Below are 17,010 nucleotides of genomic sequence, written 5' to 3' on the forward strand. Positions count from 1 at the left end.
TGCGACGACGGGTGCGCGGAGTCCGAACCATCCCTCCGCCGCGAGCCCGTGGTGCGACGTCGCCCGGCGGGGAGGGCCATGAGGGGTGGCCGAGGGGGCCGTGCTGTGACGATTCGATTCAACCCGCCGCCGGGGTGGCCCGTGCCACCTCCGACGTGGGTGCCGCACGACGACTGGCTCCCCGAGCCCGACTGGCCCGAGCCCCCGACCGATTGGACGTTCTGGTCCGTGACGGCGCCCCCGCGTCGGGCCTCCGGCGACGGCGATGGTCGTGGTGACCGGACCGGCAGCCGCCCGCGCCGGGTGTCCTTCCCCCTCGCCACGGTGGCCGCGCAGTCGACGGTGTCGCTCGCGGTGCTCTTCCCCGAGCGGGGGCGCCAGGGTGGCACGGCCTACGGCAGCTCGGCCGCCGACGCCCCGCCGACGAAGGCGGGGCGTGAGTACTACCAGCCCGGCGGCCGCACCGAGGCCGCGAGACGTGCCCGTGCCGGCGCCGGCGGCGCCCTGCTGGGCGGGTCGGTGGACGACGGGCACCTCGGTTCGGAGCTCAACGGTTCGGAGTTCCACGGGTCGGCGCTCCACGGTGCGGTGCTCGGTGGGTCGTCGCCCAACGGGTCTGTATCCAATGGGTCTGGATCCAACGGGTCTGTCTCCAATGGGTCTGGATCTAACGGGTCGGTGCTCAACGGGTCGGCGGGCGTGCTCGTCGACGAGCTCTCTGCCGCACCCGGGCACGAGGACGAGCCGGGATCCCAGCACACCTCGCAGGACGAGTCCCAGCACGAGGGCGTGATGACACCGGGGATCCGGCTGTCCCCGCTCCTGCGCCTCGTGGCCCACCCCTCCGGGCTGCGGGTCCAGTTCCGCGTCGGGGGTCCGGTCGCGGAGGCGCTCGCCGAGGTGATGACGCCCGCGATCGAGGCGGCGACACCGGGCCTCGCCACCCGCCCACCCTCGACCGACGACGTCGGTCGAGGCACGAGCGCCGGGCGACCCAAGGGCCTGCGCTGGCGCCTGCGAGGCCGGCGCACGCCGGACGCAGGGGACGCCCGGACCGAGCCCGGCCAGGCGACCCACCAGCCCAGCGACCTCTCGATCCACGACCTCGCTCGCAGGGCGCTCGCGGCCCGTCACGCCGGCGACCGCGACGAGGCCCTGGCCGTCGAGCGTGACCTGCGCTCGCTGCACCGGGTCGGCTTCGTCACGATCCGGCCGCCGGTGGCGGCGCCCTTCGCGCCTCTCTCGGGCGCCGAGGCGGCGGACATCCGTGACCGGGTGCTCGCGGCCACCGGGGCCACCGCTGCGGGGCTGCCGCGCGCCCGGGCCGCCGAGCTGCGGGCCCTCGCAGCCGAACGCGCCGAGTCCCTCCTGGCCGCGAGCGACGTCGCGCGTCGCGTCCTCGCCGACCGCCGGGCTGCCCTGGCGACGGGAGCCTGGCAGCTGCTGCGCGCCCACGACCCGGCAGCGGTCGTCGCCGTCGTCGACGAGGCGCTGCGCCTCTCCGGGAGCGACGTCACGTGCCTCGACGCCGGGACCGACCCCGTGACCGGCCGCGCCTACGTCACCGTGCTCGTCCGCTTCCCGACGATCGGCATCGTCGCCGAGGAGCAGCGCGACGACGCTCCCGCCGGGCGCCCCGGCTGGCGCCCCCGGACGGCTCGCGAGCGCAACATCGTGTATGCCGCGGGCCTGGCCTCCGCGGTCCTCGCGGCCGCCAAGCAGGCCGTCAGCATCGCCCCGGCCACCGACGACGTGAACGTCGTCGTCGTGCGGCCGACTCGCAACGGTCGCGGCGTCGAGCCCGTCTACGTCGGCCGGTTCGACCGTGAGGACGTCTCGCTGCGCCACCCTGACGCCGACCCCCTGCCGCTCGTGACGAGCTCGGCGATGCCACACGGCATACGCGTCCACGGGCCCGACCGGGAGGTCACCGCGCTCGAGCACGCCGCCGACCGCGACGGCGCGCTGCGCGAGCTCGTCGACACGTGCCGGGCCGCCGACGCTAGAGGTCGGAGCGCACGAGACGCCTGAGGGCGAGCGCCGCCAGCGGACGGTAGCCGACCGCGACGAACGCCGGGGCGTCGATGACGAGCTCGGTGGCGCACCCGCCCGGAGCGGCGCGCACGGCATGGTCGAGGGTCGCGTCGACAGGCCCGAAGCGCACGTTCCAGCTCCACTCCATCGCCTCGGGGTCGACGGTCAGCACCTCGAACGGCACGCGGACCCCGAGCGGTCCGACGACGAGCCCATTGAGGCCCGGGGCGATGCGGGGCGTGGCGGAGATGACCTCCTGGATCTGCGGCGACCACGTCGACCAGACCGAGACGTTCTCGTAGCGGGACCACGCGACCGACGGGTCGGCGTCCCCGGTGACAGTGATGGTGGCGCGCACCGCGAGTCCCCTTGTCGCTCAAACGTCGTCGGTCGAGGCAGGAGGTGCCGGCGTCGCGGCCGGTGCCGGGCCCTCGACGTTGACGGTCGGGGTGCCGGAGCCGCAGCGCACGATCACGGCCCGTGACGTGCCGTCGCCCGGGTTGGACTCGCGGTGCACCGCCCCGGCCGGCACGCGCAGGAAGTCGCCCGGGCCGGCCTCGACGACGACCTCGCCGCCCGGGCCCGACTCGAGCCGCATCCGGCCCGACACGACGTAGAGGGTCGTGTCGTGGTCGCCGTGGTGGTGCCATCCGGAGACGGCGCCCGCCTCGGTGTCGACGGTGCCGGACCACATCGACTTGGTGTGCAGGGCCACCTGCCGGCTCATCCCCGGCGTCGGGTCGGCGGGGCTCAGCTCGTCGCCGGCGACGTGGGTGCACGGCTGGGCGGCGAGGTCCGGCAGGTCGGGCTGTTGCGTCATGCCCCCATCAAACCCCCAGAGCTCTAGCCTTGTCTGGTCTGAGAGGTCGTCGCCGTCAGGGAGATGAGGTGGGCCATGGCAGCCGGGCGTTCCGGTCGGGTCGTCGTCGTGGGTGGCAGCATGGCCGGGCTGCTCACGGCCCGGGAGCTGGCCGACCACGCCGAGTCGGTCGTCGTGCTCGAGCGCGACCGGCTTCCTGCGGAGGTGGCGCCGCGCGGTCGCGTGCCCCAGGGCCGCCACCTGCACGTGCTCCTGTCCGCGGGCCTCGAGCGGTTGCGGGAGTGGTTCCCGGGGATCGAGGACGAGCTGGTCTCGCTGGGCGCCGTCCCCGTCGAGGGCCGCGACGCCTGGGTGCACCAGGGAGGGGGCTACCGGGCGCGGGGCCACTGGGGGCATCCCGGCCTGGGCATGACCCGTCCCCTCCTCGAGCACGTCGTGCGCGGCCGTGTGGCCGACCTCCCGGGGGTGACGATCGAGGAGGGTACGACCGTCGCAGCCGTCACGCTGCGGCTGGGCCGCGTCACCGGGGTCGTCGTGGACGGCGAGCCCCGGCCGGCCGACCTCGTCGTCGACTGCTCGGGACGCAGCTCCCGGATCGCCCACGACCTCGCCGCCGCCCACGTGCTCGACCCGCCCGTCACGACCGTCGGCATCGACATCGGCTACTCGTCCTTCTTCCTGCGCCGGTCGCCGGGCGACTTCGAGGGCAAGCTGCTCGTCAGCATCGAGAACCCGGGCTCGTTCCGCGGCGGGGCCGTCGTGCCGGTCGAGGGGGACCGGTGGCAGGTGACGCTGTCGGGCGTCCACGGCGACCTGCCGCCGGCGACCGACGACGGGCTGGTGGACTTCGCGGCATCCCTGTCGACGCCTGCCGTGGCCCAGCTCATCCGGCACTGCGAGCGGGTTTCGGAGATCGAGACCTACCGCTTCCCCTCGAGCCGGCGCCGGCACTACCAGAAGGTGCGGGCGCTGCCGCGGGGCCTCGTCACCGTCGGCGACGCGTCGAGCAGCTTCGACCCGATCTACGGGCAGGGCATGACGTCGTCCGCGCTCCAGGCGTCGGCGCTCGGGGCCGTGGTGGCCCGCACGGGAGTCGTGTCCGACGATCTGCCGAAACGCTTCCACCGCAAGGCTGCCCGCATCATCGAGGCTCCCTGGCGGATCGCGGTGGGCGGGGACTTCGGCCACCCGCAGACGGTCGGTGACCGGCCACTCGGGACGGCACAGCTCAACGGCTACATGGTGCGCGTCATCCACGCCGCCCATGCCTCCCTGCCCGTCACCCGGTCCTTCAACCGGGTCCTCCAGCTCGAGGACCCGCCGGCGGCCCTGCTGGGCCCGACGACGGTGGCGCGGGTGCTGCGCGCCTCGAGGAGGTCGCCGGCCGTGACCGGCGCCCCGGTGCGCCACCCGCAGGTGGGTCCGCCCAGGGCTCCCTGACCCGGCGGCCCCGTCCCGGACGTGGACCGGTGGTCGTCTCCGTGGCGCGTCTTTGACAGGGTGGACGCATGAGGACCGACCACTTCATCCGATTCGAGCGCGTCGACTCCGTCGAGGAGGCCGAGCGGGGCCTGCTGGCCCGGCTGCACGGGGAGCTGCTGCGCATCGACGCGGTGCGCCCCGACGTCGTGCGCCTCCAGATGAGCCGCGGCGGGTCGTTCGACCCGAAGCCGACGTATGCCGTGTGCGTCGACCCGCTCGGAGCCACCCCCGACGGACCGGTGGCCTGGCGGGCCGAGCGCGCGAACTCCGAGGGTGAGGACGCCTGGCGGCTCGTGACGGACGAGCTGGTCGTCACGCTGTGGCTCGACCCGTTCCGCATCGACGTGCACCGCACCGACGGGTCGGTGGTGCTCGAGTCGGTGCCGGACTCCGAGGGCCGCTACTGGACCTACGCGACGCTCAACGACGCGTGGACGACGCGGCGCCGGATCGGCCGCGATGACGCGGTCTACGGGCTCGGGGAGAAGGGCGGCCACCACAACCGGCGCGGCCGTGACTTCACGATGTGGAACACCGACGTTCTCAACGAGCACGCCACGGCGGAGTTCCGGGCCGGGCTCGACGCCTCGGACCCCAGGTCCGACATGTCGAGCACCGAGTTCGACCCCTACTACGTGACGATCCCGTTCTTCTACCAGCGTGACGCCGAGACCGGCTCTGCGGTGGGCTCGTTCGTCGACAACGGCTACCGGGGGGAGTACGAGTTCAGCCACGACGACGAGTACCGCGTCACCTTCCACGGCGGGCAGTGGACGGAGTACCTCTTCGCCGGGCCGTCGATGGCCGGCATCCTCGAGCGCTACACGTGGCTGACCGGCCGCGCCTCCCTGCCCCCGATCTGGGCCCTCGGCTACCAGCAGTGCCGCTGGCACGCCTACACCCAGGCCGATGTCGAGCGCATCGCCAAGCGCTACCGTGACGACGAGTTCCCTTGCGACGGAATCTGGCTCGACATCGACTACATGGACGGCTACCGCGTCTTCACGTGGGACTCCGCACGCTTCCCCGACCCTGCCGGCATGCTCAAGGGCCTGGCCAACCAGGGCTTCCGCACGATCTCGATCGTCGACCCGGGCGTCAAGCACGACCCGGGCTACACCGTGTACGACGACGGAATCGAGCAGGACGTCTTCTGCCGCACCGAGGGCGGTGACACCTACATCGGCCAGGTGTGGCCGGGCAACACGGCCTTCCCGGACTTCGCGACGCCCGAGGCGCGCTCGTGGTGGGGCGCGCTCAACGCCAAGCACGTCGAGTCGGGGCTCGCGGGCATCTGGAACGACATGAACGAGCCCGCCACGGGCGAGATCGCGCCGCAGGCGATGCTCTTCGACAAGGGCCGGGCCAAGCACGAGCGCTACCACAACCAGTACGCGCTGCTCATGGCCATGGGCACGATCGAGGGCCTGCGGGCGGCCCGCCCGGAGGCGCGCACGTTCATCCTGTCCCGGGCCGGCTTCGCGGGCATCCAGCGCTACGCCGCGAACTGGATGGGCGACAACCAGGCGCGCTGGGACCACCTGTGGGTCAGCATGCCGATGGCGTGCGGCTTCGGGCTGTCGGGCCAGCCGTTCGTCGGCGCCGACATCGGCGGCTTCCAGGGCGACACCAACCCTGAGCTCTTCCTGCGCTGGATGCAGATGGGGACGCTGACTCCCTTCTGCCGCAACCACTCCGAGATCGACAACATCGACCAGTACCCGTGGTCGTTCGGCCCGGAGGTCCACGACCTCGCCCGCGAGGCGGTCCGGCTGCGCTACCGGCTGATGCCCTACATCTACTCGGCGTTCGTCCGGGCGAGCGAGACGGGCGAGCCCGTGCAGCGGCCACTCGTCCTCGACCACCAGCACGACCAGGCCGTCGTCGACATCGACGACGAGTACCTCTTCGGCCGCGACCTGCTCGTCGCGCCGGTCACCGAGCAGGGCCAGACCTCCCGCACCGTCTACCTGCCCGAGGGGGACTGGTACGACTGGCACACCGGCGAGCTGCACCCCGGCGGCCAGCGGATCACGGTCGAGACGCCGCTCGAACGGATCCCCCTCTTCGCCCGCGCCGGCGCGGCCATCCCGATGTGGACCGAGGCGCCGGCGTCGACCGACGGCTACCGCCCCGAGACGGTCGAGCTGCACGTCTTCGACCCCGTCGTCGACGGCCGCTGGGAGTCGGTGCTCGTCGAGGACGACGGCCTCACCGTGCCCACCGACAAGGCCGTGGACGGCACTGCCGCCCACGAGGTGGAGCGGCTCACGACGACCGTCGTCGTCACCCGTGCCGACGGCCAGGTCAGCGTCGAGCACGAGACGTCAGGACCGGGGTATGCCGGCCACGCGCGCACCCGCTTCGACGTCGTGCGCCACGCGGCCTGACGGCATACGCCCTCCCGGTCCACAGCGGCCGGTCCGACGGTCTCCCGCTCAGCTCGAGCGGGAGACCGTCGTGCCACCGGCGACGAAGCACGCCTCCATCGTCGGGCACTCGGCGGCCGAGGGGACCTCGTTCGGCGCGTAGGTGCCGCCGAACCCCCACTGCCCGGAGTTCCACACCGTGACCTGCCAGTCGTTGCTGAACTGGTGCGTGGCCACGCAGTGCGACGCCGTGAGGCAGGTCAGGGAGCCGAACCAGCCGGATCCCGCGTCGGCAGGGTGGGGCGTCCAGGTCGCACCGTCCCACTGCGCCCAGCTGCCGTCGTAGGTGACCGAGATGCACGACGACGGTGCTCCGCACGACACCAGCCTGTTCTGGGCGGCCACGGCCGACGGGAAGCGGACCGTCGCCGTCAGGCTCGCGCCGACGTAGCGGCGATAGGTGCCCTGCGACGAGACGAGCATGCACGGCCCGCCCACGGCACACGAGACCCGCGGCCCTCCCGCGTAGGGGTCTGCCAGAGCCGCGACGGGTGTCGACCAGCCGGCCCCGTCGAAGCGGGAGGCCCGCCCGTCCACGTCGACAGCGAGGCACAGGGTCGGCCCGCTGCAGGAGAGGTCCACAGGGGCGAGGGGCATGGTCCGGGACGCTCCCCACGACCCGTTGGACCAGACGCGATGGACGCGGCCGGTGGGGTCGACGGCGATGCAGAAGCCGCTGCCTGCGCACTCGACCATGGCGGGGTGGGTGAAGTACTTGGCCGACCGGGTCCACGCCGAGCCGTTCCACGCGACCATCCAGCCGTTGAGGTCGACGAAGAAGCACGAGGCGGCGTCGCGGCAGCCGATCCTGCCGGTGCCGCCCGTCGTCTGGACGGTCGTCGCCACCTGGACCCAGCGCGTCGTCGACGTCCAGCGGTAGAGGCGGCCCCGGTCGTCGGCCACGAAGCAGACGCCACCCGTGCGGGGGCACGAGACGCCGGCGATCTCTCCGATGCCGGCGCTGAGCCGGGTGCGCTCGAGCAGGCCCGTGCTCGACCACCGCGAGACGTTGCCGTAGTTGAGGGCCACGCACAGCGACGGCGCCCCGCACGACAGGTCGTTCGTGTAGTCCTCGGAGGGGTCGAGCGACGGTTGCGCCGAGATGGACCACGTGGTGCCCGACACCGTGACACGAGTCCGGTGGCCCAGGCCCAGGCAGGTGGTGGCGGAGCAGGAGATCCGGGCGAGGTGTCCCTGCTGGCTGCCGCCGAGGTAGGCCGTGCTCCAGCCGGAACCGGTGAGGGTGCCGCGCCAGTTGCTCGAGGTCGCGTTGCCGCCCGCGACGGCGAAGCAGCGGGCTGCGGCCTGGCAGGCGACGTCGGACCAGCTGACGCCCTTGAGGGTGCCGATGCGGGCAGGGGTGGTCCAGCTCGTGCCGACCCGGGCCGTCGACCAGCCGTCGACCCGGATCGCGAGGCAGTACGTCGTGGTGGGGCAGTCGATCGACGTCCACCCGGAGGAGGGGGAGCCGGTGGAGCGCCAGCCGTTGTCGAACTCGACGATACGACCGGAGCGGATGGCCGAGCACCGCCCCGCGGCCGGACACGTCAGGGACGTCACGACCGACAGGGCGATGCCCGGGTGCCCGGTGCCCGCGAAGGCGGCGACCGGCTTCGACCAGCTCGTGCCGGACATGACCTGGTAGGTGCCGTCGTTGTTGACCTGCATGCACCACGTCGCCGTCGCGCACGCCAGTGCACCCGGCCAGCCGACGAACGGGCTGACGGTGCTCGTCATCCAGGTGCGTTGGGCGGTCAGCCGCACGAAGCCGCTGATCTGTCCGTAGCGGCCGGACGCGTCCTTCGGGTGCGCCGTATAGGTGTAGGCCATGCCCGGAACCAGGCCCGTGTCGGTGACCTCCGCGGCCGTTCCGGTGTAGATGTCACGCGCGACGTTCCGGGCGTCCGTGCGGGTGATGACGACCGCCGCGACCGAGGGGTCCGTCGGTGCGTCCCAGGTGACCTTCGCGCTCGTCGCGCTCGCGGCGCTCGCCTGCAGCCCGGTCACGACCGGCAGGCGGGTCGAGGTGACGATCATCTTCGGGGCGAGGTAGCCACCGGCACCGTCCGCGGCCCAGAGCACGTAGCGGTACTGCTTCCAGAGCTCGAGGCCCTGGTCGACGACGCCGAGGGCGTCACCCTCGTAGACGAGCGTGCCGCTGCTGGGGGTCGGGGTGCCGGTGCCGTCGTCGCGCCGGATCGTGTAGGTGCGCGCCGGGGTCGTGGCGCAGCACCACGACAACGTGACCGACGTCGAGCCCGGCGTGGCGGTGAGCGTCGACACCGACGGGTCGACAGCGCCCGAGGTCGAGGTCTGGCTCGGGGTCGAGGTCTGGGTCGAGCTCGAGGTCGCAGGTGCTGTCGAGCTCGACGTGGAGGGCACAGAGGTGGTCGGTGGCGTGGTCGAGGTCGGTGGCGCGGTCGCCGGTGAGGGCGTGGCCGTGCTCGTGGTGCTGCTCGTAGCGGTGCTCGCTGTGGGTGCGAGGGTGCGTTCGGCGGCGGAGGCCGCGGGACCCGCCACGAGGGTGGCGGCGGTCAGGGCCAGCGCGAGGACTCGGGACGAGCGACCTGCGAGGGCGATGATGGTTCGGCGAAACCACGACTTCCCCTGTCGTCTTGCGGCCGGCGCTGTGCCGGCCGCGGTGATCGTAACGTCCGCACGACGGCGCGCGGAGGTGATTGGCCCGACCGTCCGGCGGCGCGAGGCGAGGCACCCGACGGCGCCTCCCGGCACACGTCGGGCGCCGCGTCCCGGTTCAGCTGGAGCGGGAGACGGTCGTCGTGCCGGCCATGAAGCAGGTCTCGAGTGAGACGCACTCGGGCCGGCCGTGCCCGTCCGGCGGGTAGGAGGGGAGGCCCGCCGCCCAGCCGCCCAGGGTCCACGTCACGGGAACGTCGTCGTTGCTGTAGCCGTAGGTGGCCAGACACTGCTCGGCGGAGACGCACGCCAGCGTGCCGAGGCGGTAGGCGGTGAAGTCCTGCGGGTGGATCGTCCATGTCGAGCCGTTCCACTGTGCCCAGTCGCCGGAGTCGACGACGGCGATGCACATCGTCGGGCTGCCGCACGACAGCAGTGAGCCCAGCGCGGGGAAGGTCGAGGGCAGCTGCTTCGTCGCCGTCAGCGCCGAGCCGGAGTACTGCCGGTAGCTGCCGTTCGACGAGAGGAGCATGCAGGGACCGCCGGTGGGACACGAGACCCGCGGGGCGTCGTTCCACTGCGACGTCAGGGCAGCCACCGGTGTGGACCAGCCGGAACCGGTGAACCGGGTGACGCGGCCCTGCTCGTCGACGGCGAGGCACAGCGTCGGGCTCGCGCACGAGAGGTCGGCAGCGGCGAGCGGCATCGGCTTCGAGGCGCCCCAGGCACCGCCGGACCACACGCGGTAGACCTTGTTGATGCTGTCGACGGCGATGCAGAAGCCGGTGCCGGAGCACTCGACGGTCGCCGGCTGGGTGAAGTACTTCCCCGAGCGCGTCCACGTCGCCCCGTTCCACCCGACGAGCCAGCCGTTGCGGTCGACGAAGAAGCACGAGTCCGCCGTGCGGCAGCCGATCCGCCCGACGCCGCCGGTCGTCTGGTCGTAGGTGCCGAGCAGCACCCAGTGCGTGGTCGGGGTCCAGCGGTAGAAGCGGCCGCGGTCGTCGACCGCGAAGCACGCGCCGCCGGTGCGCGGGCACGACACCGACCGGACCTGACCGATGTTGGCGCTGAGCCTGGAGCGCTCGACCACGGACCCGCCGGACCAGCGCTCGACGCTGTCGAAGTTGAGGGCCACACACAGCGTGGGCGTGGCGCACGAGACCTGGCTCGTGCTGCCGATGTAGGTGCTGGGCTCCAGGGATCTCACCGACCACGTCGACCCCGACACCATGACGCGCACTCGCTCACCGAGGGCGAGGCAGCTGCTGCTGGAGCAGGAGATGCTCGTCAGGCTCCCGGTCTGGTAGCCGGTGAGGAAGCCGGTGCTCCAAGCGGTTCCCGCCAGGGTGCCGCGCCAGCTGCTGTAGGTCGTGCTGCCCGTCGCGATGGCGAAGCACCGGCCTGCGGCCTGGCAGGCGACGTCGTTCCAGTCCACGCCGCGCAGGGTGCCGATGCGGACCGGGGCGGTCCACGTCGTGCCGACCCGGGTCGTCGACCAGCCGTCGCGCCGGATCGCGATGCAGGAGGTCGTGCTCGGGCAGTCGAGAGAGGTCCAGCCGGACGACGGGGAGCCCGCCGACCGCCAGCCGCCGTTGCTGAACTCGACGACACGACCGGAGCGGATGGCCGAGCAGCGGCCTGCCGCAGGGCAGGTCAGGGATGAGATGACGGGTTCCCACTCCGGGTCCGGCGACATGCCGAAGGCGGCCACGGCCTTGGACCACGTCGTGCCGGACATCACCTGGTACGAGCCGGTGTTGTCGACCGCCATGCACCACGTGCTCGAGGCGCAGGCCATCGCGCCCGGCCATCCGGCATACGGGCTCGCGGCGGTCGTCGTCCACGTGCGCGAGGTGACCAGGGCGACGGCTCTGCCGGCCGAGCCCGACCGTCCCGACGCGTCCTGCGCGACGGCGGTGTAGGAGTAGACGTAGCCGGGAAGCAGGCCGGAGTCGGTCGCGGTGGTCCCGGTGCCGGAGTAGACGGTGTGGAGCGCCCCCAGCGGACCGATGCGCGTCACGACGACGGCGGCGACGCCCGGGTCGGTCGGGGCGGTCCAGGTCAGGGCGGCCGTGGTGGCCGAGGTCCCGGTGGCGCTCAGGCCGGCCACGGGCTGGACCGACGTGGTCGTCGTCGTCACCGCGGGCTGCAGGTATCCGCCGGCGCCGTCCTCGGCCCACACGGCGTAGCGGTACCGGGTCCAGGGCGTCACGGTGGTGTCGACGGCGCGGAGCTCGTTGCCGGAGTAGACGAGCGTGCCGCTCGCCGGGGTGGGGGTGCCGGTGCCGTCATCGCGCCGGACCATGAAGGTCGAGGCGTGGTAGGCCGTCCAGGTCAGGGTGACGGAGGTCGTGCTGGGAGAGATCCGCGTCCATCGGACGTAGCCGTCGCTCGGTGGCGTCGTCGTGCTGGTGGTCGTCGTCGGGGTGGCCGTGTCAGTCGCCGTCGCCGTGTCGGTCGCGGTCGGGGTGGACGTCGCGGTAGCTGTCGAGGTGGCCGTCTCCGTGTTCGTCGTGGAGGTGACGGCCGTGGCTGCCGGGGTCGCGCTCGAGGGCGCGGCACCCCACAGCGTCACGGCGGTGACGGCGACCGTGAGCGAGGCGGCGAGACCGGCGACGACGCGCGCGGTCAGATGGCGGTGACGGTGCGGCGCGGCCACGACTTCCCCTGTCGACTGCGGCCGGCGCCATGCCGGCCGGCTGCATCGTAGCCAGCGCAGGACCCCGCGCGGCGGCGAACGGGGGAGCCGGTTGGCGAGCCCACGACCGACGTCGGGTGGGCACGGCGCCCGCGTGACGGCATACGCCCTCTCGGGTATGCCGTCCGGTGCCCCCTCGCACGCCTTCGCGCGCCCCTTGAGCGGGTGACCCCCGACCGGAAGACTGACGAGCATGGCGCAGACCGCGGAGCACGAGCAGGGCCAGAAGAGCGAGAGCCTCACCACCGTGCTCATCGCACTGGCGGCCAACACCCTCATCGCGATCGCGAAGTCGGTGGTCGCCGTCATCACCGGGTCGGCGTCGATGGTCGCGGAGGCGGCGCACTCCTGGGCCGACGCCGGCAACGAGATCTTCCTGCTGACGGCCGAGCGTCGGGCGGCCAAGCCGCGCGACGCGACCCACCCGTTCGGCTACGGGCGCGAGGCCTACGTCTGGTCGATGTTCGCGGCGTTCGGCCTCTTCGGGGCGGGCGCCGTCGTGTCGGTGTGGCACGGCATCTCGGTGCTCGGGCACGAGGAGCCGGAGACGTCGTACACGTGGGCGTATGCGGTGCTCGCCATCGCCTTCGTGCTCGAGAGCGTGTCGTTCGTCCAGGCGACGCGGCAGACCCGGGCCGAGGCGAGGGCGCGCGGGCTGCGGCCGCTGAAGTTCATCGCCAACACTTCGAACCCGACGCTGCGCGCGGTCTTCGCCGAGGATGCGGCGGCGCTCGTCGGCCTCGTCATCGCCGGCATCGGCATCGCGCTGCACCAGATCACGGGCAACGCGGTGTGGGACGCGCTCGGCTCGATCCTCGTCGGGCTGCTGCTCGGTGTCGTCGCGATCTTCCTCATCGGCCGCAACCGCGACTACCTCGTCGGGCAGGCGGTGCGGCCGGAGCTGTGGCGCCAGGCCTACGACGAGCTGAACGGCAGCGACGAGGTCGAGCGGGTCACCTTCCTGCACCTGGAGTTCGTGGGTCCGGGACGGGTCTTCCTCGTGGCCGCGGTCGACCTGACGGGCGACGACACGGAGTCGCTGCTCGCCGGGCGCCTGGCCGAGCTCGGCCGGCGCATCGAGGAGCACGAGCTCGTCGAGCGGGCCATGGTCACGCTGTCGCGCAGCGACGCCCCGACGCTCGACCCCGACGAGGCGGCCACGCCGGAGACGCGGCCGGCCGGCGGCCGGATGTCCTGACCCGCGCGGCGGCACCGTCGGAGGCCACCGGCCTACTGCGGCAGGAAGACGAGCCCGACGACGCCGAGGGCGTAGAGCACGAGCACGGCGATGCTGTCGATGCCGAGGCGCGCGTGCTCCTTGGCCGGCCGGAAGACGAGCCCGGCCATGTAGACGATCGTCAGCAGCGCGGCGAGGCCGGTGAGGTAGATGTCCGCGGCGTGCGCGTTGGGCAGGACCGCCTTGCCGGAGACGAGGACGGCGAGCAGGAACAGCACGGGCAGGAAGGCGTTGCCGCCGAAGATGTCACCGAAGGCGAGCTTGTAGTCGCCCTGCCGCACGGCGGTGAGCCCGGTGCTGAGCTCCGGGAGCGAGGTGGCGGCGGCGAGGACGGTGGCGCCGAAGAGCGCCCCCGAGAGGCCGACCTGGTCGGCGGCCGCGGACCCGCTCTCCTCGGCGAGCGCCCCGGCGACGAGGGTGGCGAGCGCTGCCGCGCCGAAGACGAGCACGACGCGCGTGGTGCTGACACCCCGACGGGTCGCGTCGTCCGAGCGGCTCTTCTTCGAGTGGCCGCGAGGCTTGGGCTGGCTGTCGGGCGCCTCACCGCTGTTGGACCACGGCAGCGCCGACCCGGCGCGCTGGGTCAGCATCAGCCCGACCACCCAGACGACCGCGATGAGCACGACGTCGGGTGACAGGCGCGCGACGACGAGGTTCTTCGGCAGCTGTGTGCCCATGACGACGACCACGAGGACCGCGAGCACGATCGCGCCCTCGATGACGAGCACGAGGCTCGCGGCCTGGTAGGTCAGCGGCCGGCGCTCGCGCACACCGAAGGCGTCGAGGGCGACGAGCACCACCGTCTGGATCGCGATGCCGCCGAGGATGTTGCTCACCGCGACGTCGAGGTGGCCGCTCGCGGCGGCGCTGTAGGTGATGGCGATCTCGGGCAGGTTGGTCGCGACGGCGAGAAGGATGAGCCCGCCGAGCGCCTGCCCGAGGTGGAGCCGGTCGGCGAGGATGTCGGTGTAGTTCGACAGCGGGATCCCGGCCAGCCAGATCACGCCGGCGCTCCCGACGAAGACGAGCAGCTCGGTCCACAACGGCAGGTGCGGGAGCAGGTTCACCTCCTCACCGTATGAACGAACCTTGGCAACAACCTCAAAGCGGGCGTATGCCGCGTGCGCACTCCCGTCGGGCCCGTTGAGTTCGTGGTCGGCCGGCTCGCCCACCCGTCGAGCGCCCTCCGGAACGACCACCTCGGTTGCCGCGTCCGCCTGCTTCACCCGACCGGCCAGGCGGGCGGTCCGCCGTGCGGGTGGTGCTCGATGGGCCGCTCCCAGGTCACGAAATGCGCATTGGCTGCTCAGCAACGCGCAATTTCGATCATCGATGTGTCACTGTGCTGGTGTGCGCTACGCGCGGCATCGGGCCATCACCGACGAGCTACGAGACGGGGCCGTCTCCGTGCAGGACCTCGTCGTGCGCCTGGGGGTCTCGGCCGCGACGATCCGCCGCGATCTCGCCGAGCTGTCCGACGCCGGTCTCGTGCGGCGCGTCCACGGCGGCGCCGCGCCCTTGGCAGGCGTCGAGGGCCCGGGCGAGGTGGACCGTCCCTACGAGGAGGTCGCCGACGACGCGGCCGCCGACAAGCAGGCCATCGCCCGGCGCGCGGCCGAGCTCGTGCACGACGGCGACACGGTGCTGCTCGACATCGGCACCACCACCGGCGCGCTGGCCCGCGAGCTGAAGGGCCGCCCCATCACGGTCATCACGCCCAGCCTCGCCGTGCTCGACGCGCTGCGGGGCGACCCGGCCGTCGACATCGTCCTGCTCGGTGGGTCGCTGCGCCGCGCCTACCACTCCCTCGTCGGGCCGCTCACCGAGGAGGCGCTGCGCCGCGTGCGCGCCTCGACGGTCTTCCTCGGCACGAGCGGCGTCGACGAGCACGGCTGGGTGCTCGACACGACCTCGGTCGAGGTGCCCACCAAGCGGCTGCTGCTCGAGGCGAGCGCCCACGTGGTGCTGCTCGCCGACCGCACGAAGCTCCCCGGCCAGGGCTCGATCCGGGTCTGCGACTTCGGCGCCGTCTCGACCCTCATCACCAACGCCGACCCCCACCACCCGACCCTCGAGATCGCCCGCTCCCGCGGCACGGACGTGCTGCTCACCTGACCCACCTCCGGGCCTGTCTGCCTGCCCACTCGCCGGCGCAGCGCCACCCACGATCACGTCGCACGAACCTTCCACCACCCCCAGAGAAGGAGCTCATCCGATGAAACCCACCACGACCCACGGTGTCCGGAAGCGCGTGCTGGCCGTCGTCGCGACCTCTCTCGCGCTCGTCGGGGCCGCCGCCTGCGACCGCAGCTCCTCCGCCAGCACCAGCCCGTCGCAGAACGCCGGCGCCAAGGACGTGACGCTGACGATCACGTCCAACTCCATCGCCGGGGGCAAGAACGCCGACGAGGCCGACTGGTACGCCAAGTACGTCATCCCCACCTTCACCAAGCAGCAGAAGGCCAAGGGCGTCAACGTCACCGTGACCTTCCAGCCGTCCGGTGTCGACGACGAGCAGTACAAGACCAAAGTGGCCCTCGACCTCAAGAGCCGCGCGGGCGCCGACATCATGGCCCTCGACGGCATCTGGGTCGGTGAGTTCGCGCAGGCCGGCTACCTCAAGCCGCTCACCGACGTGGTGGGGCCGGGCGTCACCTCGTGGGAGGGCTGGTCGCAGATCCCCAAGGCGGTGCAGGCCAATGCCTCCTTCGAGGACAAGACGTACGGCATACCGGCTGGGACGGACGGCCGCGTCCTCTACTTCAACAAGAAGCTCTTCGCCCAGGCCGGGCTGCCGGCCGACTGGCAGCCGAAGTCGTGGCAGGACATCGTCGACGCCGGCATGAAGCTCAAGTCCATCTCGGGTGTCAGCCCGATCCAGATCAATGCCGGCACCGCCATGGGTGAGGCGACGACCATGCAGGGCGTGCTGCCCCTGCTCGTCGGGGCCGGGTCCGAGATCTACTCCGGCGGCAAGTGGCAGGGCGACACCAAGGCGGTGCGCGACGTCCTGACCTTCTACAAGCAGCTGCTCGACCAGGGGCTGGAGAACAAGAACTTCCAGCAGGCCGCCAAGGGCCGGGACCAGTCGTTCGCGGCCTTCGCCGCGGGCAAGGTCGGCATCCTGCTCGAGGGCGACTACTTCTGGCGCTCGGTCATCAACCCCGACAACGGTGACGCGCCGATGGCCTCGCGCGACAGCGACGTCGGCTGGGCGTTCATCCCCGCGCGTGAGCCCGGCAGCGGCGTCGGAGGCAGCAACGACGTGTCGATGTCCGGTGGTGGCGGCTACTTCCTCAACCCGAACACGAAGTACCCGCAGCAGGCGTGGGAGCTGCTCCAGTTCATCGGCTCCCCGGACGCCATCAACGCGCTGCTCCACGGCTCCGCGAAGATCACCGCCCGCCAGGACGTCAACGCGCAGGTCCTCTCCAAGGACCCGTTCCTGTCGTTCGTCTCGCAGAAGGTCCTGCCGGTGACGCACTACCGGCCCGGCCTCGCGGTCTACCCGCAGGTCTCGCAAGCCCTGCAGCAGGCCACCGCCGACATCGTGTCGGGCAAGAGCGTCGACGAGGCCGCCAAGGCCTACGCCGCCGCGGTAGAGAAGGCGGTCGGAGGCGCGGACAAGGTGTCGTCATCATGACGACGACCGGGCACCTGCCCCTGCAGG

11 protein-coding genes are annotated in these 17,010 nt (G+C 72.4%); 6 read left to right on the top strand and 5 right to left on the bottom strand.

From position 1 onward, the window contains the following. Positions 1 to 105: 105 nt before the first annotated feature. The gene (locus ABD297_RS02720; RefSeq protein WP_344252734.1) at positions 106 to 2,031 is read left to right on the top strand and encodes a hypothetical protein; all 1,926 of its coding nucleotides are present in this window, start codon (positions 106 to 108) and stop codon (positions 2,029 to 2,031) included. On the opposite strand, the gene ABD297_RS02725 is transcribed toward ABD297_RS02720, so the two are convergent. Both ABD297_RS02725 and ABD297_RS02730 read right to left on the bottom strand, forming a co-directional pair. Further along, entirely contained in the window at positions 2,003 to 2,392 is a 390-nt protein-coding gene (locus tag ABD297_RS02725; RefSeq protein WP_344252736.1) for an SRPBCC family protein, read from the bottom strand. The genes ABD297_RS02720 and ABD297_RS02725 overlap by 29 nt on opposite strands. Positions 2,393 to 2,410: 18 nt before the next feature. Continuing rightward, positions 2,411 to 2,854, bottom strand: coding sequence for a cupin domain-containing protein (locus tag ABD297_RS02730; RefSeq protein ID WP_344252737.1), 444 nt, complete (start codon positions 2,852 to 2,854; stop codon positions 2,411 to 2,413). Positions 2,855 to 2,929: 75 nt separating this feature from the next. Between ABD297_RS02730 and ABD297_RS02735 the strand changes: the two genes are divergently transcribed. Further along, complete coding sequence (locus ABD297_RS02735) at positions 2,930 to 4,294, top strand: FAD-dependent monooxygenase (protein WP_344252739.1); 1,365 nt, start codon at positions 2,930 to 2,932, stop codon at positions 4,292 to 4,294. Between the two features lie 68 nt (positions 4,295 to 4,362). Next, complete coding sequence (locus ABD297_RS02740) at positions 4,363 to 6,726, top strand: glycoside hydrolase family 31 protein (RefSeq protein ID WP_344252741.1); 2,364 nt, start codon at positions 4,363 to 4,365, stop codon at positions 6,724 to 6,726. A 48-nt stretch (positions 6,727 to 6,774) separates the two neighbouring features. On the opposite strand, the gene ABD297_RS02745 is transcribed toward ABD297_RS02740, so the two are convergent. Together ABD297_RS02745 and ABD297_RS02750 are read right to left on the bottom strand one after the other, a co-directional pair. Continuing rightward, complete coding sequence (locus ABD297_RS02745) at positions 6,775 to 9,147, bottom strand: fibronectin type III domain-containing protein (protein WP_344252743.1); 2,373 nt, start codon at positions 9,145 to 9,147, stop codon at positions 6,775 to 6,777. 373 nt (positions 9,148 to 9,520) lie between these two features. Continuing rightward, positions 9,521 to 12,064: a fibronectin type III domain-containing protein gene (locus ABD297_RS02750; RefSeq protein ID WP_344252745.1), complete on the bottom strand. Its 2,544-nt coding sequence runs from the start codon at positions 12,062 to 12,064 to the stop codon at positions 9,521 to 9,523. Positions 12,065 to 12,296: 232 nt separating this feature from the next. Between ABD297_RS02750 and ABD297_RS02755 the strand changes: the two genes are divergently transcribed. Next, positions 12,297 to 13,301, top strand: coding sequence for a cation diffusion facilitator family transporter (locus tag ABD297_RS02755; protein ID WP_344252747.1), 1,005 nt, complete (start codon positions 12,297 to 12,299; stop codon positions 13,299 to 13,301). A 32-nt stretch (positions 13,302 to 13,333) separates the two neighbouring features. On the opposite strand, the gene ABD297_RS02760 is transcribed toward ABD297_RS02755, so the two are convergent. Beyond that, on the bottom strand, positions 13,334 to 14,407 hold the full coding sequence (locus ABD297_RS02760; protein WP_344252748.1) for a sodium:calcium antiporter: 1,074 nt from the start codon (positions 14,405 to 14,407) through the stop codon (positions 13,334 to 13,336). Positions 14,408 to 14,690: 283 nt separating this feature from the next. Between ABD297_RS02760 and ABD297_RS02765 the strand changes: the two genes are divergently transcribed. Together ABD297_RS02765 and ABD297_RS02770 are read left to right on the top strand one after the other, a co-directional pair. Further along, complete coding sequence (locus ABD297_RS02765) at positions 14,691 to 15,455, top strand: DeoR/GlpR family DNA-binding transcription regulator (protein WP_344252749.1); 765 nt, start codon at positions 14,691 to 14,693, stop codon at positions 15,453 to 15,455. Between the two features lie 100 nt (positions 15,456 to 15,555). Then, on the top strand, positions 15,556 to 16,983 hold the full coding sequence (locus ABD297_RS02770) for an extracellular solute-binding protein (protein WP_344252752.1): 1,428 nt from the start codon (positions 15,556 to 15,558) through the stop codon (positions 16,981 to 16,983). Positions 16,984 to 17,010: the final 27 nt, after the last annotated feature.

The sequence above is a fragment of the Terrabacter carboxydivorans genome (genome assembly GCF_039532035.1).
In the GTDB taxonomy this organism is placed as follows: Bacteria; Actinomycetota; Actinomycetes; order Actinomycetales; family Dermatophilaceae; genus Terrabacter; species Terrabacter carboxydivorans.